Annotated in this window: 21 protein-coding genes; 10 read left to right on the forward strand and 11 right to left on the reverse strand. The window is 30.5% G+C overall.

Annotated features, from left to right (window positions below; genetic code table 11):
- Nucleotides 1-56: 56 nt before the first annotated feature.
- The gene (locus tag KQI18_RS11085) at nt 57-941 is read right to left on the reverse strand and encodes an AraC family transcriptional regulator (RefSeq protein WP_216467940.1); all 885 of its coding nucleotides are present in this window, start codon (nt 939-941) and stop codon (nt 57-59) included.
- A 119-nt stretch (nt 942-1,060) separates the two neighbouring features.
- Between KQI18_RS11085 and KQI18_RS11090 the strand changes: the two genes are divergently transcribed.
- Entirely contained in the window at nt 1,061-1,780 is a 720-nt protein-coding gene (locus KQI18_RS11090; protein WP_216467941.1) for an ATP-binding protein, read from the forward strand.
- Between the two features lie 129 nt (nt 1,781-1,909).
- Here KQI18_RS11090 and KQI18_RS11095 read toward each other — a convergent pair whose 3' ends face one another.
- Nucleotides 1,910-2,281 carry a phage holin family protein gene (locus KQI18_RS11095; RefSeq protein ID WP_216467942.1) on the reverse strand — a complete coding sequence of 124 codons (372 nt, stop codon included), beginning with the start codon at nt 2,279-2,281 and terminating at the stop codon, nt 1,910-1,912.
- 545 nt (nt 2,282-2,826) lie between these two features.
- On the opposite strand from KQI18_RS11095, the gene KQI18_RS11100 reads away from it, so the two are divergent.
- On the forward strand, nt 2,827-3,642 hold the full coding sequence (locus tag KQI18_RS11100; RefSeq protein ID WP_216467943.1) for an Mrp/NBP35 family ATP-binding protein: 816 nt from the start codon (nt 2,827-2,829) through the stop codon (nt 3,640-3,642).
- Nucleotides 3,643-3,731: 89 nt separating this feature from the next.
- Here KQI18_RS11100 and KQI18_RS11105 read toward each other — a convergent pair whose 3' ends face one another.
- Complete coding sequence (locus KQI18_RS11105; RefSeq protein ID WP_216467944.1) at nt 3,732-4,787, reverse strand: ABC transporter substrate-binding protein; 1,056 nt, start codon at nt 4,785-4,787, stop codon at nt 3,732-3,734.
- Nucleotides 4,788-5,336: 549 nt separating this feature from the next.
- On the opposite strand from KQI18_RS11105, the gene KQI18_RS11110 reads away from it, so the two are divergent.
- Both KQI18_RS11110 and KQI18_RS11115 read left to right on the forward strand, forming a co-directional pair.
- Nucleotides 5,337-6,041, forward strand: a complete 705-nt coding sequence (locus tag KQI18_RS11110) for a DUF421 domain-containing protein (protein WP_216467945.1) — start codon at nt 5,337-5,339, stop codon at nt 6,039-6,041.
- 148 nt (nt 6,042-6,189) lie between these two features.
- Nucleotides 6,190-7,254, forward strand: coding sequence for a PQQ-dependent sugar dehydrogenase (locus KQI18_RS11115; RefSeq protein WP_216467946.1), 1,065 nt, complete (start codon nt 6,190-6,192; stop codon nt 7,252-7,254).
- A gap of 164 nt (nt 7,255-7,418) precedes the next feature.
- On the opposite strand, the gene KQI18_RS14585 is transcribed toward KQI18_RS11115, so the two are convergent.
- Nucleotides 7,419-7,754 carry a rubredoxin-like domain-containing protein gene (locus tag KQI18_RS14585; protein ID WP_216467947.1) on the reverse strand — a complete coding sequence of 112 codons (336 nt, stop codon included), beginning with the start codon at nt 7,752-7,754 and terminating at the stop codon, nt 7,419-7,421.
- 362 nt (nt 7,755-8,116) lie between these two features.
- On the opposite strand from KQI18_RS14585, the gene KQI18_RS11125 reads away from it, so the two are divergent.
- From KQI18_RS11125 to KQI18_RS11145, 5 genes are all read left to right on the forward strand, one after another.
- Nucleotides 8,117-8,830: a response regulator transcription factor gene (locus KQI18_RS11125; RefSeq protein ID WP_216467948.1), complete on the forward strand. Its 714-nt coding sequence runs from the start codon at nt 8,117-8,119 to the stop codon at nt 8,828-8,830.
- Nucleotides 8,831-8,871: 41 nt separating this feature from the next.
- Entirely contained in the window at nt 8,872-9,789 is a 918-nt protein-coding gene (locus tag KQI18_RS11130; protein ID WP_330654408.1) for a HAMP domain-containing sensor histidine kinase, read from the forward strand.
- A gap of 69 nt (nt 9,790-9,858) precedes the next feature.
- On the forward strand, nt 9,859-10,785 hold the full coding sequence (locus tag KQI18_RS11135; RefSeq protein ID WP_216467949.1) for an ABC transporter ATP-binding protein: 927 nt from the start codon (nt 9,859-9,861) through the stop codon (nt 10,783-10,785).
- Nucleotides 10,778-11,503: an ABC transporter permease gene (locus KQI18_RS11140; RefSeq protein ID WP_216467950.1), complete on the forward strand. Its 726-nt coding sequence runs from the start codon at nt 10,778-10,780 to the stop codon at nt 11,501-11,503. The genes KQI18_RS11135 and KQI18_RS11140 overlap by 8 nt, the downstream gene beginning before the upstream one ends.
- 252 nt (nt 11,504-11,755) lie before the next feature.
- Nucleotides 11,756-12,589: an alpha/beta fold hydrolase gene (locus tag KQI18_RS11145; protein ID WP_216467951.1), complete on the forward strand. Its 834-nt coding sequence runs from the start codon at nt 11,756-11,758 to the stop codon at nt 12,587-12,589.
- A 204-nt stretch (nt 12,590-12,793) separates the two neighbouring features.
- On the opposite strand, the gene KQI18_RS11150 is transcribed toward KQI18_RS11145, so the two are convergent.
- The gene (locus KQI18_RS11150; RefSeq protein WP_216467952.1) at nt 12,794-13,417 is read right to left on the reverse strand and encodes a GNAT family N-acetyltransferase; all 624 of its coding nucleotides are present in this window, start codon (nt 13,415-13,417) and stop codon (nt 12,794-12,796) included.
- 92 nt (nt 13,418-13,509) lie between these two features.
- Between KQI18_RS11150 and KQI18_RS11155 the strand changes: the two genes are divergently transcribed.
- Nucleotides 13,510-14,343, forward strand: a complete 834-nt coding sequence (locus tag KQI18_RS11155) for a MerR family transcriptional regulator (RefSeq protein WP_216467953.1) — start codon at nt 13,510-13,512, stop codon at nt 14,341-14,343.
- A 75-nt stretch (nt 14,344-14,418) separates the two neighbouring features.
- On the opposite strand, the gene KQI18_RS11160 is transcribed toward KQI18_RS11155, so the two are convergent.
- The 6 genes from KQI18_RS11160 to KQI18_RS11185 all read right to left on the reverse strand — a co-directional run bounded on the left by KQI18_RS11160 (nt 14,419) and on the right by KQI18_RS11185 (nt 19,927).
- Complete coding sequence (locus KQI18_RS11160; RefSeq protein ID WP_216467954.1) at nt 14,419-14,763, reverse strand: winged helix-turn-helix domain-containing protein; 345 nt, start codon at nt 14,761-14,763, stop codon at nt 14,419-14,421.
- Between the two features lie 168 nt (nt 14,764-14,931).
- Entirely contained in the window at nt 14,932-16,197 is a 1,266-nt protein-coding gene (locus KQI18_RS11165; RefSeq protein WP_216467955.1) for an MFS transporter, read from the reverse strand.
- The gene (locus KQI18_RS11170; protein WP_216467956.1) at nt 16,194-16,988 is read right to left on the reverse strand and encodes an ABC transporter ATP-binding protein; all 795 of its coding nucleotides are present in this window, start codon (nt 16,986-16,988) and stop codon (nt 16,194-16,196) included. Before KQI18_RS11170 ends, KQI18_RS11165 begins: the two co-directional genes overlap by 4 nt.
- Before the next feature lie 2 nt (nt 16,989-16,990).
- The gene (locus tag KQI18_RS11175; RefSeq protein WP_216467957.1) at nt 16,991-17,998 is read right to left on the reverse strand and encodes a FecCD family ABC transporter permease; all 1,008 of its coding nucleotides are present in this window, start codon (nt 17,996-17,998) and stop codon (nt 16,991-16,993) included.
- Complete coding sequence (locus KQI18_RS11180) at nt 17,998-18,990, reverse strand: FecCD family ABC transporter permease (protein WP_216467958.1); 993 nt, start codon at nt 18,988-18,990, stop codon at nt 17,998-18,000. The genes KQI18_RS11175 and KQI18_RS11180 overlap by 1 nt, the downstream gene beginning before the upstream one ends.
- A complete protein-coding gene (locus tag KQI18_RS11185) occupies nt 18,977-19,927 on the reverse strand; it encodes an iron-hydroxamate ABC transporter substrate-binding protein (protein ID WP_216467959.1) in 951 nt (316 codons plus the stop codon). Before KQI18_RS11185 ends, KQI18_RS11180 begins: the two co-directional genes overlap by 14 nt.
- Between the last annotated feature and the right edge of the window lie 34 nt (nt 19,928-19,961).

Raw genomic sequence — 19,961 nt, forward strand, 5'->3', positions numbered from 1 at the left:
GAAGAAGAATTGATATTATATAACAATTCTCCTTCGCTAATTTATCTATTTAACTTCTATTTTTTTAATACCGGAATATAAATCTCCATTACCGTATCTTTCCTAGCATGGCATCTTTCATCATAAAACTCAAAATCAACCTTACCTTCATCAAATGTATATTCACTATTTCTGAACCACTCTTCAAAAATATATTTCCAAGTTTCTTTTATTATATCAGAAAATTCTCTTTGCTCTATATCATTTGATGTATCTACAGGTGGTGTCGTAAAAACAGCATATGTTGCCTCTGGTATAGTTATAGTCATCATTTCTTCAGTAATGCATTCAAAGTCGTTAACTATGACACCTAAAAGATATAAAGTATCTCCTTTGTCGTTAGATGGTATACATACCCCAACTTCACCATGCTTTGGTGGATCTAAAATTTTATACATCTTACTTTCCAAGTTTTCTCCATAATAATTGCACCAAAATGAAGCAACATCTTTAGTATAATTACCATTAGTTATATTAGTCTTAATTCCATATCCAGCAACTTTAAACTCTGGTATATTTTTAATGACAGGATTCATAACATAACCTCCAATTTTATATTTTGATTGTTTAGAAAAGTACCCATCCATCCGTTTTATATATTGTGTGGGACTAAAACCATATTCTTTTTTAAATGCTTTAGAAAACCCATTATGTGTACTAAATCCAAACTCCAACGCTATGTCAATTATTCTATTCCCCTCAAATAATTTTATAGCTGCCAATGCCAACCTTCTTTTTTTAACATAATCCATTAAAGATATACCTTGATGAATATTAAATATCCTACAAAAATGAAAAGTTGAATATCCGCATTTGCTTGCTATTATTTCAGGAGATAGATCTTTATTTATATTTTCTTCGATAAATTCAATGCTTTGTGATATTACTTTGCTATAGTTCAATTAATATCCCTACTTTCATCACGTGATATTTAAATTATAACAACTAAGTCAAAAATATATTGTTCCTATATTGCTGTGTTTGTTATAATTATTGAGTCAGTTAATAGGAGGATATATCAATGCAAAAATTACTAAGTAAAGCAAGACAAGCTATAAAAGACTTTGATTTAATACAAGAAAACGATAAAATTGCGGTTGGATTATCTGGAGGAAAAGATAGTTTAACCTTATTACACATCTTAAAAAATTATCAAAGATTTTCTCCACAAAAATTTGAATTAATAGCAATAACATTAAATCCAGGCGGCGTTGATAACACACCACTTTATAAGCTATGTAAAGATTTAGAAATTCCATTTTACGAAATTCAAACGAATATTAAAGAAATTGTTTTTGATATAAGAAAAGAAAAAAATCCATGTTCATTATGTGCAAATTTAAGACGTGGAGCTTTAAATGATAATGCTAAAAAGTTAGGATGTACGAAGGTTGCTCTAGGCCATCATAAGGATGATGCTATAGAAACTTTTATGATGTCTATGCTCTATGAAGGGAGAGTCAGCTGTTTTTCTCCCAAAACTCATATGGATAGGCAAGATATTACAATAATTAGACCTATGATATATATTGATGAATACATGACAAAAAAGGCTGCAAAAGATTATAATTACCCAATCATAAAAAATCCATGTCCTGCTGATGGTAAGACAAACAGGCAAAGTATTAAAGAATTATTAGCGAAAATAAATAAAGAAATACCTGGATCTAAGAAAAACTTATTTGGAGCATTAAATAATTCTGAAAGTTTATTTATTTGGGATAAAGATAAGATAAAATAAATAAATATAACCGTATCACATACTTAAATATATGATACGGTTATTAATTATAACAATAATGATATCGGTTTTGTAGCTTAATACACAAAACTTTTAAATATCTCCAATAGATTTTATTAATCTTTAAAATTACATAGCTCTAGTAGGGAATACTACATCTAAAATTCCTATAACTACAGCAGCCAATATCGCCCCTAGTATAGTTACATTCATGTTAGGAACTATAAATTGTGCTAAGTATATTATTAGAGCTGCAATTATAAACCCACTAATCCCTTTTCCAAATGGAGATGCATCAACTCCCATAAGTAACTCAACTAAATAATCTAGTCCTGTAATTACAATAGCAGCTACTATATATGACCACATTCCAGCGATTGTAAATCCTGGTGTTACAAATGAAGTTATTGCTAATATAATTGCAACTAATATACATCTTCCTATCCATCTTAATATACTGTTATTGTCGCCTTCTCTTTTTCTATCATGTTCATATTCCATATTAAATACTCCTTTATAAAATAATATTTTATTTGTTTTAAACAAATTTTATGACTTATAATCTAAGACTTGATTAGTTTATAATTAAGACTCAGTAGTGATTATTAATAAGTCACATAATATAATAATAAATATACATTAATTTCCTATATTTATTATTTTTATCTTACAGTTATATATTGACCAATATGTTTAATAATATTCCATATAATATTGATAAAATTTGAATTTAAAAGTTTTTATTGTATTAACATATGTTTTTAGAATCTCTTAAATGAATCTTTTATCTAAAAGTTTACTTTTTTGTAAAAATATACATAAAGTAGTATTATTATTATGTTGCTATAATTTTTAAGTTTAAATTTTACTTATCTCTAAATTTTTATGGACAATTATGAAATATTTTTATTGTCTACTAAACTTTAATTTAATTTTTGTAGTCATATAAAAATATTTTATGATACAGAGGGTATAAGTAAAGTATAAATTACTAAATATAGTTCTTAAAATAAGATTATATGGAATAAAAACAGGAGGTATGGAAAATGTCGAATTGTGATTCATGTCCATCAAGAAATAAGTGTTCAACTAAAGATACAGGGTGCAGTATTATAAATAATCCCGACAACAATATAAAAAATATAATTGGTATAATGAGCGGAAAAGGAGGAGTTGGTAAATCAACTGTCACTTCTCTTATTGCAAAAAAACTAAATTCAATGGGATACAAAGTCGGTATCTTAGATTCAGATATTACTGGACCTAGTATCCCTAGACTAATGGGCTTAAAAAACTTAAAGGCTTATTCAGACGGTAAAAATATTATACCAGTTACAAACTCAGACAATATCAAAATAATGTCTATAAACTTACTTATAGAAAACGAAAATGATCCTATGATTTTAAAAGGACCTCTGATAGGAAATCTTGTAAATCAATTCTATACTGATGTACTTTGGGGAGAGCTTGATTATTTATTAATAGATATGCCTCCAGGAACTGGAGATGTAGCTCTTACTGTAATGCAAAATATACCTTTAAGTGGAGTTGTAATGGTCTCTGTCCCACAAGATTTAATTTCCATGATAGTTTCAAAAGCTGTGAACATGGCTAGAAAATTAAATATCGATGTACTGGGCGTTGTTGAAAATATGAGTTATATAAAGTGTCCAGACTGTGATAATAAAATAAAATTATTCGATGGCGAAGAAACTGATAAATTTTTATCTGATATGAACTTAAGCCTGCTTGGTGAACTACCAATGACTAAAGAAATCATAAACATAACACATAATGGAATTAATGAAATGAGTGAAGATCTGAATTCTACTATAACTGATATTGTAAATAAAATTAAATAGACTTTGAAGTATATGTAATAATTGTTTATTTAAATTTCAGATATTATAAAAAAGAATGAAAGGCGTTTTAAAAAGCCTTTCATTCTTTTTTAATTAGTTGATTTTATTTTTACCCACGCATCATCATACATTCTTTTTACGTCCTTAGAGAAATCTTTATAAATTTCACATCTATCCATTATTTCTTTCGGCATATATGCATTTGGATTATTTCTAACTTTATCTGGTTGCTCTAATCTCGCTTCCTTATTTGGTGTAGTATAACCGATTTCATCAGCAATTCTTAGCGCACTTTTCTTATCGCTAACAAAGTTTATGAATTTTTCGGCTCCTTCAGTATTTTTAGCATTACGAGGTATACATAAGCTATCAATCCAGAAGTTTGCACCTTCCTTAGGTACAACATAAACTAAATTAGGATTTTCATCTTGAAGATTTAATCCTTCTCCTGACCAGATCATATTTATATCGGATTCTCCTGCTGGAATCATTGTAGTACCGTTATCTACTCCATAAATAGGATCGACTAATTTTCTTTGTTTCAATAGTAGCTCTTTAGCTTCTTCAATCTCTTTTGGATTTGTTGAATTTATAGAATATCCTAATTTCTTTAAAGTTGCTCCCATAGTATCTCTATATGTATCAAACATAAAAATTTTATCTTTATATTTTTCATTCCATAATATATCCCAACTATCAACTTTTTCTTTTACTACATCCTTATTATAAATAATTCCTATTGTTCCAAACATATAAGGAACTGAATACTTATTGCCTGGATCTATTTCTAAGTTTAGGTACTCATCATCCATTTGAGATATATTAGGTATATTTTCTCTGTTTATTTCCTTAAGAAGATCCTTTTTAATCATTCTTGGCATTAGAGCATCTGATATTAAAATCACATCATATTTTACTCCTCCACTGCTGACCTTTTGATACATCGTTTCCATATCATCAAAGGTTTCGATGTTAACTTTTATGTTGTATTCTTTTTCAAATTCTTTTATTGTTTCATTGTCTATGTTCTCTCCATAGTTTAAAAAGTTTATTTCTTCTGTAGTTTTTTTACCACATCCTACAATAATAATACTTATAATTACAATACAAATTGATAAACTCAAAAATTTAAATGATTTCTTCATATTACTTATTCCTTCCGTTGTTATTCGATTACTTTAATACCCTAAGCATCTGTAGTAAATCTTTATGTTTTTTCCTATTCTACTATTCTGTAGTATTCTAATACAACTGCATAAATCTAGCCACCTTTGTACCTTATTGTCATCATTTATCTTGGGTATCTATGGCAGCATTTGGCTTATTAGCCTTTATTGTTACTTTTGGTAAAGATTCTTTGGCAAAAATATTTTAAAAACCTATTAAACCTGGCAAAACTATTGCGTTTATTCTATCCCTGTCATTTGCAGTATCTATTATTAGCGCTTTGGCTCTTAATAATATTGAGAGACACCAAAAGCAAACCCTATTATTGCTAATCTTAATATTATAGATGCTCTATCTCTTATTACATCTTTTTATTACTCCTTAAGCATATTATATTACAAACTTATGGCTTAAACAAATTACCTGTTTAGTATATAAAAACTATTTACAATACCCCTTTATTATTTTATCAATTATTGGTTAAAATAGCATAAGTGTTAAATCTTTTGATAAAGGAGATCTTTTATATGGACTTTTTATATGCTCAGGCAACACTTAGCACTATTGACTGGATACTTCGTGCTACTATTGCTTTTTTCTTATTATTGGTTGTTACGAAACTTTTAGGGCAACGTTCCATATCCCAATTAAGACTAATTGATCTTGCTATTACTTTAGTTATTGGTAATATTATTGCTCATCCGCTTTCTGATGAAAAGTTGGGATTAGAAGGCTCCATTATTACTACACTTGTGTTGGTTATCCTATATCTTGGTGGATTAATCTTTATTCTTAAATTTCCGTCTTTTAGAAGACTTATTAATAATTCACCAATTACAATAGTTCAAAACGGTGAAATCCTTTATAACGGATTAAAAAAAGCGAGAATATCAATTGATGTATTATTAGAAGAATTGCGTGAAGAAAAAGTATATGATGTGAAAAAGGTTGCACTAGCAACTTGGGAACCCGATGGAAAAATTTCTGTTTTCTTACATCCAGAATACGAACCAATTACGCCTTCATCCATGCAAATAAAAATGGAACCTTTTAATTTTCCTAGATTAATCATTAAAGAAGGTAAAATTAATTTTAGGGAACTAAATGAACTTCATAGAGATGAAGAATGGGTTATCTTAAAATTAAAAGATATATATCAAACTGAAGTAAAAAACGTTTTGCTCGCCACCCTTGATAATAAAGATAATCTAAAAGTTTTTTTATATAAGTGATATATGTATATATAAACACTCTTAACATCTGTGATGAATATATAGTAACTATATAAACAGTTAGAAGTGATAAGTTTTATTTAAAATTATCACTTTTATATATATGTATTTAACCAGTATTTATTTTAGTTAGGAGGGAGGTTATATAATGAAAAAAAAATTAAATAAATTTTTAAACAAAAAAATAGTTAATAAATTAAGACAATTTCCTTTTGAAATTGAAGTCATAGCTGAAAACTTATATGTGCCATGGGCTATAGATATAAGCGATGCAAGTGACTTATATTTTACTGAGCGTTCTGGTTCAATTAGAGTTATTGAAGATGGTAAGCTTAATCCACAACCACTTATAACACTACCTGCACCCTTTATAAGTCAAGGTGAAGGCGGTTTGATGGGCATTGCCCTAGACCCAAATTATTCACAAAACAATTACCTTTATGTTATGCATACATATATGGAAGATAATCAGATTTATAATCGAGTTGTCAGATTAGTAATAAACGAAAACACAGCGTCTATTGACCGAGTCCTTATAGACAAAATCCCTGGAGGACAAATACATAACGGGGGAAGAATAAAGATTGGACCGGATAAAAACTTATATATAACAACAGGAGATGCAGGCAATTCTGCATTGTCGCAAGATCCAACAAGTACAGCTGGAAAGATACTACGTATAAGGTTAGATGGAAGCATCCCAGATGATAATCCAATTGTTAATTCACCTATATATAGCTTAGGCCATAGGAATCCCCAAGGCCTAGCATGGAATTCAAATAATGTGTTGTATGCAACAGATCATGGCCAGTCAGCGCATGATGAGATAAATATAATTCAACCAGGTGCTAATTATGGTTGGCCACTAGTTCAAGGTGATGAAGAAACCTCTGAGGTTACAACTCAAAAACCTTTAATACACAGTGGCGAAGAAACATGGGCACCTTCTGGTATTACTTTCGTAAATCAAGGACCATGGCAAGGTAATTTACTAGTTGCAAATTTGAGAGGACAGCAACTACTAGATATTTCTCTTAATGATAATGGAACATCAGTTAATAATATTGAATTTTGGTTAAGGAATCAGTATGGGCGTTTGCGAGAGGTAATACAGAGTAAGGACGGATCAATTTATATATCAACAAGTAATAGAGATGGAAGAGGGAATCCTGATTTAACTGATGATAAAATAATTCGTTTAATTCCTAAATAAATTGATTCTGTATTATATTTCTTATGTTAAAAACTGTATCACTTATTTGTGATATGGTCTTTAACATTGAGTTATCCTTTGATATATCCATAAAAGATTTAAATTACAAACAAATAAAAAGGATTATATATCATTGACTCATGATATACAATCCTAATATAATTTTACCACTTACCTTTAGCCATATGACCTGCTAGTTCTGCTTTACATCTTTGTTTTATAACCCAAGCTTCATCTTTTGCTTTTTCAAAACCAGATACACAATTTGGATCAAGGTTTATTTCTATACCTTCTTTTGAAAGTTTAGCAATTTTATCTGCTAATACAATGATCTCCGCATGAATGCTGTTAGTTCTATCTGAAGAATGAATCTTTTCAGCGTCTTCACTGCTAAGTTCAACAAATTTTTCTTTCCCTAAATTACATTTTGGACATACTTCTGGCGCTTCGCCTCCTTCAGCGATATATCCACATACAGTACATTTAAATAACTTTTTCATAATTATTCCTTTCTAAACCTTATATTTTTATTTTTTAATTTTCTTATATGGCATTTTAAATAATATTTATCGTCAATTTATTGATCCTATAAGTTGCTATACATTTAATAATACCCTTTTTCATAAATAATAATCATCTCAATTTTTTAAACTATTAAGTTAAATTAGCAGCCATCTCAAATTAGTCAAAATTTCATATATTCTTCTTTATGTTGAATCAATTCAAAAATCCTATAGTGTTTCCAAACAAAGTTTATTATGGAATAACTTTCTTGACAAACAACGCACCGCTAGATTATGTTTGAATAATGACGATACAAAGAAGCTATTGTTAAAAGAACAAGGGCTAGAAAGGGGTTATTATGAATCAAAATAAAATATTAGTAATTGATGATGATAAAGATTTGTGTCAATTATTGAAACGTCAATTATTACAAGAGAAATACAGTGTAACTATCAGTCACGATGGACAAAATGGCTTACATTCCTTTTTACTTGATGATTTTCAGCTTGTAGTTTTAGACGTTATGCTACCTACAATTAATGGGTTTGATGTACTCTTAAAAATACGAAAAACAAGTAATATACCTGTTTTAATGTTGACAGCAAAGGATTCGGAGATTGATAAGGTTTCCGGTCTTAGATTAGGGGCGGATGATTACCTGACAAAACCGTTTTTAATAAATGAATTTATAGCCAGAGTTCAATCACTTATAAGAAGATATACCATATTTAATTCAAAAGAAGATAGAGATAGTACAATTCTAAAATTTAACGGTATGGAAATTAACCATTCCTTGCGTAATGTTTTTGTAAACAATAGGGAGGTCCACTTAACAGCAAAGGAATTCGATTTATTGTATTTTCTTTCCTCTAATCAAGGTAGAGTTTTTACGAAAGAACAGATTTATACACATGTATGGCAGGATAGCTATTCCTATGATGATGGAAATATTATGTCCTTTATTAGTAAGTTGAGGAAAAAAATAAGAAATGATATTTTAGATATAGATTACATACAAACAATTCATGGTATTGGATATCGATTCAATATGAAATACAGTATGGAGAAATAATTAGATAGGATATTCACGACATATTAATAGGAGGTATAAATGTGATCAGTCTCATCATAGCAGCTTTAATACTTACAATAGTTTCTATATGCCAATTCTTTTATATTCGAAGTATCAAAAATAGGCTAAAAGAAATATCCGATACACTTGATGAAATCATGCAGGGTAATTTTGACCGAAGATTGTATGCAACAGAAGACGATGTGACAAGTGACTTGATTTATAAAATAAATGAAATTGTAATACATAATAAGAATAAGATATCAGATCTTAAAACTACAGAAAAATCATATAAAGAATTGGTTACAAGTCTATCACATGACATTCGCACACCTCTTGCTTCTATTATTGGATACTTAGATGTTTTGGAGAATGAGACTGTAAATTTAGAAGAACAAAGACAATTTATTAAAACATCAAAAAATAAAGCTCTTAGCCTAAGTGAATATATACAGACATTATTTGATTGGTTGAAATTAGAATCCGGTGAATGGGTTTATTCTTTTGAAAAGGAAAATATCTGCGAACTGACAAGAACTATACTTGCTGACTGGATTGTCAAACTTGAAAAAAACAATATACGTTTTCAATTTAATATTCCTGATAAGAAAATATATTTAGTAATGGATAAAAATGTTTATGAGAGAATTGTAAATAACATACTCTCAAATATTATCAAGCATAGTAAAGCTGATTTCCTTATCTTCTCCCTTGTCTTTAATGATTCCCAAATCATGATTAAAATTGAGGATAATGGTATAGGTATTTCTAGGCGTGACCTGCCTCATATTTTTGACCGACTTTACAAATGTGATAATGCACGAACAGAAAATAGTAATGGTTTAGGACTTGCAATAGTAAATGAATTGATATCTGTATTAGACGGGAAAATTTATGTTGAGAGCCAATTAAATGTTGGAACCACCTTCACTATGGTGTTTCAATATAAACATAAATAAAGTATGATTCTGGCAAGGTATTGGCAAGGTTATTATGCTAATATTAAATAGTGCGAAAGGGGGTGCAGTATGAAAAATGAAATCATTCTAAAAACAAATTGCCTGACTAAAAAATACGGTAAGCAAGTAGCCATAAACAACGTATCGCTAAATGTCGGAAAAGGTAGGATTTATGGATTGTTGGGAAGAAATGGTGCAGGCAAAACTACCATTATGAAAATGATTCTGGGTCTGACTTCTGTTTCATCTGGGGAAATTACAATATTCAATAGATCATTAGACTCTAATCAAAAAAAAATTTACCCTCGAATCGGTTCTATCATAGAAACTCCAGGATTTTACCAAAACTTAACTGGTACAGAAAATCTAAAAGTATTTGCCAGATTAAGGGGAACAATTAACAAAAATGCAATCGAAACCGCATTGTCTATAGTTGGTCTGCCTTATAATGATAAGAAGAGCTTTGCTTCTTATTCTCTAGGGATGAAGCAACGTTTGGGAATTGCGAATGCTATCTTAAACGATCCAGAGCTTTTGATTCTTGACGAACCGACAAATGGATTAGATCCTATTGGTATAGCCGAAATAAGAGCTTATCTAAAAACGTTGTGTCATGAACAAGGTAAAACAATTGTTATTTCTAGCCATATTTTGTCAGAAATAGCATTATTGGCAGACGATATAGGTATTATTCATGAAGGTGTACTATTAGAGGAATGTACTATCCAAGAACTGAAACAAAAATCTAAACAGTATATCTTAATTCAATCATCCCATGTACATAAAACAGTATATCATTTAGAAAATATACTGGGGATTAAGAATTATTTGATTGAAAATAACAATTTTATTCGTATATATGATTTGAGCAAACCAGTTTGCGATATAGGGAAGTCATTATTTACGTCAGACCTTGAAATAACACATTTGCAATTGTGTACTGATAATCTTGAAGATTATTTTAAAAAAGTTACGGGAGGTGCTGGTATTGCTTAATATACTTGCAAATGAGCGACTAAAATTAAAGAGAAACAAATTGCTTTCAGTATGTACTTTTTTAGCACTAGCCCTACCGGCATTTATGTTGCTCGTTGACTTTATGGATAAGAACTTAATTATAACTAAAATGACAGGGAGTGATTGGCTTATTAGATTAATTATTCCTATACAGATTATAGTATATCCTGTACTAAGTGGACTTGTATTAACATTTCTAATTCAAAAAGAGTATGTAGAAAGAACATTGATTAACACATTGACTGCACCTACAAACAGAACGAAATTTTTGCTTGGAAAATATATAGTCTGGACATCTTGGGTTGTTATTGTCACATTAGGATTTTTAGTAATTACTTATACAGGATTTTTCTTTATTTTTGGTAGAACATTGTTTCAAGAATCAATTTTAAAAATTACAGATCAAATTCTAAAAACAGGTATATTGAATTTATTGTCAATGAGTCCATTGTTGATTGTCTGCATATTACAAAAAAGTGTTTTTTACCCTAGTTTGCTTTTTAGTTTATTAGTCTCGGGAGTTGGTTTTTCGGGATTATATTGGCCTGAAACTATACGTAATCTTATACCTTGGTCGGCTGTAACTTCTATAACTATATTGGAAACTATGGCGCTACTACCTTATGTTTCTATTTTTTTTGGGTATTTTCTTGGTTTGTTTTTAAGTATATATTGTTTTAAAAAACAGAATTTATAAGACTTTGAAATGTAAAATAAGAAAATATTATTTTAAAGAAGCTATTCTACAAAGGTAATATTGAAATTTAGTAGCAACTTAACTTAGATGAAACAAGGGGTGAGTTTAATGAAGGAAACTATGAAAAGACTATTTAAAGTAGCATTATGAATTTTTGCAATCATAATTGTAGTAATTGCTATTTGGTGCATTACTCATCAGATTCTAACTGCCGTTGAAAAAAATAATACACCTGTTCTTGGAGATATAGTGATGGTTGATGGTCAAAAAATGTGTGTTTACTCAAAGGGTGAGGGGGAAAATACCTTTGTACTTATGAGCGGGCTTGGAACTACCTCTCCTATCCTGGATTTTGCACCGCTATTAGATAGGTTATCTAAAAAGAACAGAGTAATTGTAGTAGAACCACTTGGTTATGGCTTTAGCGATTTGACAGACAAAGAACGAAGCGTACAAAATATTGTTAAAGAGATGAGAGGTGCACTGAAAGCCTCTGAAATACCAGAACCATATATACTTATGCCTCATTCTATTTCGGGAATTTACGCCACATACTATGCAAACACTTACCCGGATGAAGTCCAGGGAATCATCGGAATCGACTGCACATTGCCAACACAGGTAAAATACTTTGAAAGTAGTAATAATTGGAAGGTTCCATTCTTAGCCAAATTAGTATGCCCGATCGGTGGATCAAGACTAATTTCGATGACATCTCCACAAACATTTATATCTGATAATAAGCAAAACGCTTATTCGGATGACAATCTAAAAATGCAAAAGAAAATATCTGCATGGAAGGGCTACAACAAAACGGTTATCAATGAGATTAATCATATTAATAAAAACATTGAAACCACCTTCAATATGAAATTTCACAGAAATCTTCCTCTTTTGTTTTTTACAATCCCATCAAAAATTGTAAGGGAAGATGGAAAAACAAGCATAAGCTTTTATCAGACCTACATAACAAATGAATCTTGTCAACAAGTCATAGAAATGGATGGCACTCATTACCTTCATTGGAGTTGTGCCGATGATATGAATTATGCCATAGAAAAATTTTTAACTAATTATATTCGGTAGACAACTTTTTTGCCAAACACTGATCACAAAAACAAAGTTTAACTCCATATATCTCTAAAATGAATACACTATCTATTAAAATTTGTATTCATTTTTTCTTTTGTATCTAATTAATTTATCTGTATTTGGGAGCTAGGTTTACACGCAAATGATTCTAAAATCTCTATAACCAAGATCCATCAATTTTTAACCTCATTTCACCTATTACTCAGAAACAGTTCTTTCATATAGATAGAACTTAATCACATTTTTCATCGTAAACTGATGGGTTGTCTCCCCACATCGTACCATTCCCTGATGCTCGTAAAAGCCATAATTGCAACTACTGTCCGTATACAGAAAATAGCTTTTAATCTGCTGACTATCAAAGTATTCCAATGCCATATTAAAAAGCGATTTTCCAATTCCAAGGCCACGACACTGTTCGTTCATCGCGAAAAAAGCAATTTCACCATCGTAATTCTTGTGCTGTTCAGATAAAAGCTTTAAATCAATACTGTTAATCTCCAAAAATATTTTTGCGGTTTTTCTACCCTCTTTACTTAAATATAGTGGGATTGCGCTTATGAGCTGGTTATACAGAAATCGGAATGAATTTTTATGTTTGGTAATATTTTTTGCCATAATAATTCCAACTGGCTTATTGTCTATCAGAGCCACTTTTGCGTAATCCTGTTCTACAAGGCAGCTTGCAAGATAAAGCCTTGCCATTTGCTTTGCTACTTTAGGGGAGCAGAATGAATCGTACTCCCACGTATTTCTGATAATATCTTCAAGAAAGGGCGCATCCTGCTTTCGGTATTCTCTAAATGCAACATTATGTTCCATAATAAAATCAATCTCCTTTTCTATCCACTTTTTTATTGATATAATGAGCATAAGGTATACAGTAACTGTAATGTCAATAAGGAGAATAGAAAATGAAAAATAATGCTGCTGTCTTCACGTCAGGCGAATTTGCCAAGCTTCACCATCTTAACAAACGCACACTTCATTATTATGATGATATTGGTTTATTTTCACCTAAGTATAAGGGAGAAAACGGGTATCGTTATTATACCTATGAACAAAGTATGGAACTTGAAAATATTCTTACTTTAAGGGAATTGGGGATGTCGATTGAAGAAATCAAAAAATATGAAAAAAATCCAAATAGCACAGCCTTCCTTAAAATCATTGCTGCTAGAACAGAGGATTTAGACAAAATGATTGAAAGGCTCAAAACATTACGAGACGTCTTGTCACAGAAAGAAGAAATGTTAAATCGATGTAATCGTGTGTTCGATCAAAAAATCGAGATTGTGGATTTAGATGAAGAATATATGTTGATGACTCCGCTGCCTTTGATTTTTGAAAACGAGGATAATTTATTCCAAAACGCAGTGCCAATTATGGATCATTTGCGAAAGTCCTGGGAGCTCTGTACTTACAAAAAAAGTTGTGGAAGCTATCTATCCGTAGAAAAAATTAAAAATGGAAATTTTGACGAATATGATGGATTATTTACTTTGATAAATTCCAAAAATAACAACCTCTTTGTAAAACCAAAGGGGAGGTATATCAGAGGCTTTTCAATAGGGGATTGGGACAAAATTCCTGATCTTTATGACAAGATACTCTTATTTGCGTCAGAACATCATCTTACATTAAGCGGATATGCTTTTGAAATGGGAATCAATGATTTCGCAACGTCCGGGCTATATAATTATGTCACTCAAATCGACATATATTGTAAAGAAAGAGATGAAAAGTAGGCTATTGTTAAATAAGTTCAATAAAGCATGATTGGTATATTCTATTATTTCCTTTAGTGTGTGCACAGCCTCGTGTCAACTTGTACCAAAATTCAGGAGGTGGACGAAAGATTTTTTTTCGTTTTTTATTTCTTTATCATTTGTTCTCTTATCATCATTATTTTCCTCGAAATTTGGAAGCTCCTTAAGATAAAACTTAGTCGGGCGTTTTCCTACCTTAACAAAACCCGAACTTTCATTATCTCTAATATCTACATATATTCGAGCACTAATAGTCTTCCATGGAGTTTTACCTAATGTATTTATTTTTTTATCTAGTCCAAATTCAATAGATTTATTCCATATCTCTACTTCTGTTAAAGGAACTCTAACTTTTTTTAATACTTCTCTAGCAAGCTCTAAAAATGAATATCTCGCCATATTATCCTCCGATTACATACAATTATTGTAAATTAATTTATTTAACTAATATAATTATTTACAATAATTATATTACAAATTTCAAACTTCCACAATTTACCTTATCGAAATGCAAGAAATAAAGACTGCCTTTTGTTTGGGCAGTCTATCCTCCATCATTAAGTAACACTATATATTCCCTACTATATCTAATTCTTTTACATTCCATTTAACGAACAATATAAGTCCAATGTTTATTATAGCTGTTGTACCTAAGATTACTCCTATTGACATTCCCATATCTATTACTTGTCCATATAATATCTGACCTGGTGCAACACTAATTGTTGCAACTGCCGTTGAAAAAGCTGATACACGCCCTAGCATATCTGCTGGCACTTCTTTTTGTATAAAAGTCAAGGTTAACACGTTGGATAATGCTAAGGATAGCATTATTACCATACCACTAAATGCAAATATTCCCGCTAAAGCATAATTATTTAACTTTAAAAATCCTAATGTAGACATTAGCATAACCCCCGCTATCATAGGAAAATATGTATAATGAACCTTCTTCATAGAAAACATATTTGGTTTTATGCTTATCCAAGCGCCTCCTAATATCATACCTAAAACACATATACCTTCTACTATTCCATAAACATGTGAAGGTAATCCAAGTAATATGTTAATAAAATATGGTGTAACTATTGATAGTATTGGTACTGAGAATATATTACAAAGGGCATAAGAAGCTATAATTCCTAATACAATTTTCTTTTCATTCTTTAAGTAAACAAAACTATTTTTCATATCCACAAATGATTTTCTTACAAAGCCTATTGATAATAATTTTTCTTTATCATTAGATTTTACTTGTTCTCTTTTAACCACATCTGGAATGTCTAAGAACAATTCCATTATTGCTGATATTAAGAAACTTATTGCATTTATAACAACTATTAGCTTTATTCCTAGTAAACCATAAAGAATTCCTGCAAGTATTGGTCCCAGAAAGTTTACAACTGATCCCACCTGGTTTATTATTCCATTTGCTGTAGTGAGTTTATCTTCATCTACTATTTGTGGGATTGACGAAACTACTGCTGGACCGTATAAAGTAGCACATATTGATAGTATAAACATAACTGTCGCGACTATTAACTCATGATCTCTTCCATTTAGTAGTATAAATGCATAACCCCCAATAATTACAGAACATAATAGGTCTAAATAAACCATTATTTTCTTTCTATTCATATTATCTGATAGCCTACCTGCAATTGGTGCAAATATTATATAAGGTATTGTCGATATCGCTAATATATTTGCAAAAACTGCTGTGCTTCCTGTGAATTCTAATAAATATAAGGCCATACTAAACCTTTGAATTGCATTTCCGAAAATCGAAATTACCTGCCCTATTACAATTATTATAAAGTTTTTATTTCTCATGCACCCTCCCTGAAAAGTTCGTATTCAGTACATACTGGGTACTCTCCATTTTCACTTTGCTTAAGCCTAGCATCTATTCCATATATTTTTTTTAAAGTTTTTCTATTAATTACATCTATTGGTTTTCCTTCACAAATAATTTTTCCATTTTTAAGACCTATTATATTATCTGCAAACCTGCAAGCATTGTTAAGTTCATGAAGAACTATAACTACTGTAATATTTTTTTCTTTGTTAAGCTTTTGAAGTACTTCTAATACCTCAAGCTGATAAGACATATCTAAATAAGTCGTCGGTTCATCAAGCATTATAATATCTGTCTCTTGAGCTAATATCATGGCTATCCATGCTCTTTGTCTTTGCCCACCAGATAAACTTTCAACTTCTCTATTTGCAAATTCTCCAAGTCCAGTTTCTTCTATTACCCAGTCAATAACTTCTTTGTCATGATTATTTAGTCCACCAATAATTTTTTGATGAGGAAACCTTCCATAAGCCACAAGCTCTCTTACTGTAAGTCCACTTGGACAAACCGGTCCTTGTGGTAGAAAAGCAACTTCTTTTGCTATGCTCTTTTCCTTTATCTTCTTTATATTTTTATTATTTATATAAATATCTCCATTTTTAGGTTTATTAATTCTTGCTATAGTTTTAAGCAAGGTTGATTTTCCGCATCCATTAGCTCCTATTATTATACTTACCTTTCCCTTTGGTATAGATAAATTCATATCTTCAATTATAGTATTATCTTCATATGCCACTGATAAGTTTTTTACACTAATAACTTCCATAATTATTTCTCCTTCATCATTAAATAGATAAAATATGGTACTCCAAATATTGATACTGTTATTCCAACAGGGATTTCAATTGGAGAAAATAAATTTCTTGAAACTGCATCTGCAAAAAGAATTATTATAACACTTATTATCGCCGATATTGTAATAAAGTTTTTATGATATGGTCCAACTAACCTTTTTGCAATATGAGGAGATATAAGCCCTAAAAACCCGATATTTCCTGCAAAGGCTGTCGCTGTTCCAGCTAATACAACTGCATAACTTAAAAACTTTTTTCTTTCTCGTTCTAAATTTAATCCTAAAGATATAGAAAGCTCATCTGAAAGATTTAAAACATCAAGTTTTTTATTGTTTAATAAAACTAATATAAACATTGCAACTACTATTGGAATGATTACTTTTGCATAACTCCATCCAGATCCCCAAAGGCTTCCTGATGTCCATACTAATACTCTATTGTAATCTGCAGCACCACCCCTAAAAGTAAAGAATGTGATAAAGGCATTAAGCCCTGCATTTAGTCCAATTCCTATTAGCAAAAGTCTCTTAGGTCTTATTCCTTTTCTGCTAGATAACATATATATAATAAAAGAAGTAATACCTGCCCCTAATATAGCCATAACTGGTAATACAAAAATGGAAAATTGTCCGAGTTCACTATAATAATTTGCAGTTTGATATTTAATAAATATTAATGCTGCTACTGAGGCTCCTGCATTTATACCTATTATTCCTGTATCTGCTAAATCATTTTTTGTTACAGTTTGAAGAATTGATCCTGCTGTTGATAAGGCAATTGCTACAAAAGCTCCAACTAAAAGTCTTGGTAATCTAATATTTATTACCGCCGTATTTTGGAGCTTAGTCCCATTTCCTAAAAGAGTATTTATAACCTCTAAAGGAGAAACCTTATAAGTTCCCCAACATAGCGTAAATCCAAAGGAGACAATTAACAAAGCAATTAAAACTAATAATACTATATTAAATCTTTTTTTCTTCATTATCCTCTCTCCTTTCTGGCTATTGCTATGAAAAATGGAATTCCTATTAATGCTGTAAACACTCCAATTGGGGTCTCATAAGGATCAAATAACATTCTTGCTGCAATATCTGCATAAGTTAAAAGAACTGCTCCAAGCAAAAATGCGCATGGGATATTTTTTCTATAGTCTTCTCCTAGAATTTTTCTAACTATTTGAGGAACAATAAGTCCGACAAAAGCTATATTTTTACCAACTGCTACTGCAGCTGCACACATTGGTATCATAAGCATAAGAGTAGTAAATCTTATTTTTTCTGGATTTTCTCCAAGTCCGATAGCAACATCATCTCCAAGATTTAATATATTTATCTTTGATGATAGAAGCATTGCTATAAAAAGTCCTATAACTCCTACTACAAGTACTAATTTGAAATCTGACCAACTTGCATTTCTAAATCCGCCAGATACCCAAAATCCTATCATTTGAGATTGATTTGATAATAATCCAATTACAGTAGTTAATGAAATAAAAAATGTACTCATTGCAGTTCCTGCTAAAAGGATCTTGGCTATAGAATTATTATTTGCTTTTTTTGATATAAAACCTAATACTATAATTCCTGTTATTAGTGCTCCTATAAAAGAAGCTACCATTACATTTTTAGTATTTACTGCAATTCCCGATGCATAAAAAATAGCTATTACTAAAGTTGCTCCTTGACTAACACCTAATATAGAAGGTTCAGCTATAGGATTTCTTGTAACGCCTTGAATCATAGCGCCTGTTACACCTAAAATGCCACCTGTCAATAATACAGAAAGTGCCCTCGGAATACGCACATCCCTAACTAACATAAGCTCTAAAGTCTCACTATAATTAAATATACTGTCCCAAATATCTGTAAAATTAATATGGACGGATCCTAGCATTATTGCTAGAATCAGTCCTCCTGTTAAAAGTAACGAACTACAAATTACAAATATTATTGTAAGGTTATTACTTCGCTTCATTTAACAATTCACCTATTTCATCTAATAATAACCCTCTTCCTATTGGGCTGTATCCTTGATTAAAGTATGGTGACGAATCTAATGTTACAACCTTACCCTCTTTAACTGCAGGCAAGTTATTCCAAATTGCATTATTTTTAAGCTGAGCTAAATCCTCTTTTGTTGCCATTAAGAATATATAATCCGTTTTTATTGATGCTAATCCTTCATAAGTTACAACCGGAAGACTTATATCACTTTGCTCTGGCATACCTTCTGGTTTTGCAAGTCCCATATCCTCATATAAAACACTACCAAAACCAGCTCCATCAAATACATAGAATTGTCCACCACTTGCTAAAAATGACAGATATGTTGTATCATTCCCGTATTTTGCTTTAACCTTTTCCCCGGCATCTTTAGCTTTTGATTCATAATCTGCTATCCATTTATTTGCTTCATCTTCTTTATTAAATACCTTTGCAAATGCTTTAACATCATCTTTCCAGTTTAAAGCTTCTAATTTAACCATAACTGTTGGAGCGATTTCACTCAATTGGTCATACATTTTTTCTTGAACTGTTGATATGACTATTAAGTCTGGTTCTAAATTCATAACTGCTTCTACATCCATAGTGTCTTGCATGCTATAACCTAAAATTTCTGCCCCTTTTAATGTATCCTCTAAATATGAAGGGAATTTAGTGTAATCATAAGCATCACTGTTTGCTGTCCCTACAACTTTATATCCTAAAATTGATAAAATATCACTATTACCACTTAAATCTACTATTCTTTGAGGCTCTGTTGGTATTTCAACTTCTCCTTTTACATCTGTAACTTTTATAGTATCCTTGCTTGTTTTATCGTCGCTCGAACTGCTATTAACCCCACATCCAACAAGCATTATAGCAGTCATACAAGAGATCAATAATAATTTGATTAACCTACTTTTCATAAAATACCTCCACATATTATATAATAATTACATT

It is taken from the genome of Metaclostridioides mangenotii, assembly GCF_018917235.1.
GTDB lineage: Bacteria > Bacillota > Clostridia > Peptostreptococcales > Peptostreptococcaceae > Metaclostridioides.

Bases quoted from the DNA above. Each gene is read 5' to 3' on its own strand.
- KQI18_RS11095 (WP_216467942.1), bottom strand. From the start codon at position 2,281: ATGGAATATGAACATGATAGAAAAAGAGAAGGCGACAATAACAGTATA.
- KQI18_RS11125 (WP_216467948.1), top strand. From the start codon at position 8,117: ATGAATCAAAATAAAATATTAGTAATTGATGATGATAAAGATTTGTGT.
- KQI18_RS11105 (WP_216467944.1), bottom strand. From the start codon at position 4,787: ATGAAGAAATCATTTAAATTTTTGAGTTTATCAATTTGTATTGTAATT.
- KQI18_RS11155 (WP_216467953.1), top strand. From the start codon at position 13,510: ATGAAAAATAATGCTGCTGTCTTCACGTCAGGCGAATTTGCCAAGCTT.
- KQI18_RS11145 (WP_216467951.1), top strand. From the start codon at position 11,756: ATGGTTGATGGTCAAAAAATGTGTGTTTACTCAAAGGGTGAGGGGGAA.
- KQI18_RS11170 (WP_216467956.1), bottom strand. From the start codon at position 16,988: ATGGAAGTTATTAGTGTAAAAAACTTATCAGTGGCATATGAAGATAAT.
- KQI18_RS11100 (WP_216467943.1), top strand. From the start codon at position 2,827: ATGTCGAATTGTGATTCATGTCCATCAAGAAATAAGTGTTCAACTAAA.
- KQI18_RS11175 (WP_216467957.1), bottom strand. From the start codon at position 17,998: ATGAAGAAAAAAAGATTTAATATAGTATTATTAGTTTTAATTGCTTTG.
- KQI18_RS11185 (WP_216467959.1), bottom strand. From the start codon at position 19,927: ATGAAAAGTAGGTTAATCAAATTATTATTGATCTCTTGTATGACTGCT.
- KQI18_RS11150 (WP_216467952.1), bottom strand. From the start codon at position 13,417: ATGGAACATAATGTTGCATTTAGAGAATACCGAAAGCAGGATGCGCCC.
- KQI18_RS11115 (WP_216467946.1), top strand. From the start codon at position 6,190: ATGAAAAAAAAATTAAATAAATTTTTAAACAAAAAAATAGTTAATAAA.
- KQI18_RS11165 (WP_216467955.1), bottom strand. From the start codon at position 16,197: ATGAGAAATAAAAACTTTATAATAATTGTAATAGGGCAGGTAATTTCG.
- KQI18_RS11180 (WP_216467958.1), bottom strand. From the start codon at position 18,990: ATGAAGCGAAGTAATAACCTTACAATAATATTTGTAATTTGTAGTTCG.
- KQI18_RS11135 (WP_216467949.1), top strand. From the start codon at position 9,859: ATGAAAAATGAAATCATTCTAAAAACAAATTGCCTGACTAAAAAATAC.
- KQI18_RS14585 (WP_216467947.1), bottom strand. From the start codon at position 7,754: ATGAAAAAGTTATTTAAATGTACTGTATGTGGATATATCGCTGAAGGA.
- KQI18_RS11090 (WP_216467941.1), top strand. From the start codon at position 1,061: ATGCAAAAATTACTAAGTAAAGCAAGACAAGCTATAAAAGACTTTGAT.
- KQI18_RS11110 (WP_216467945.1), top strand. From the start codon at position 5,337: ATGGACTTTTTATATGCTCAGGCAACACTTAGCACTATTGACTGGATA.
- KQI18_RS11160 (WP_216467954.1), bottom strand. From the start codon at position 14,763: ATGGCGAGATATTCATTTTTAGAGCTTGCTAGAGAAGTATTAAAAAAA.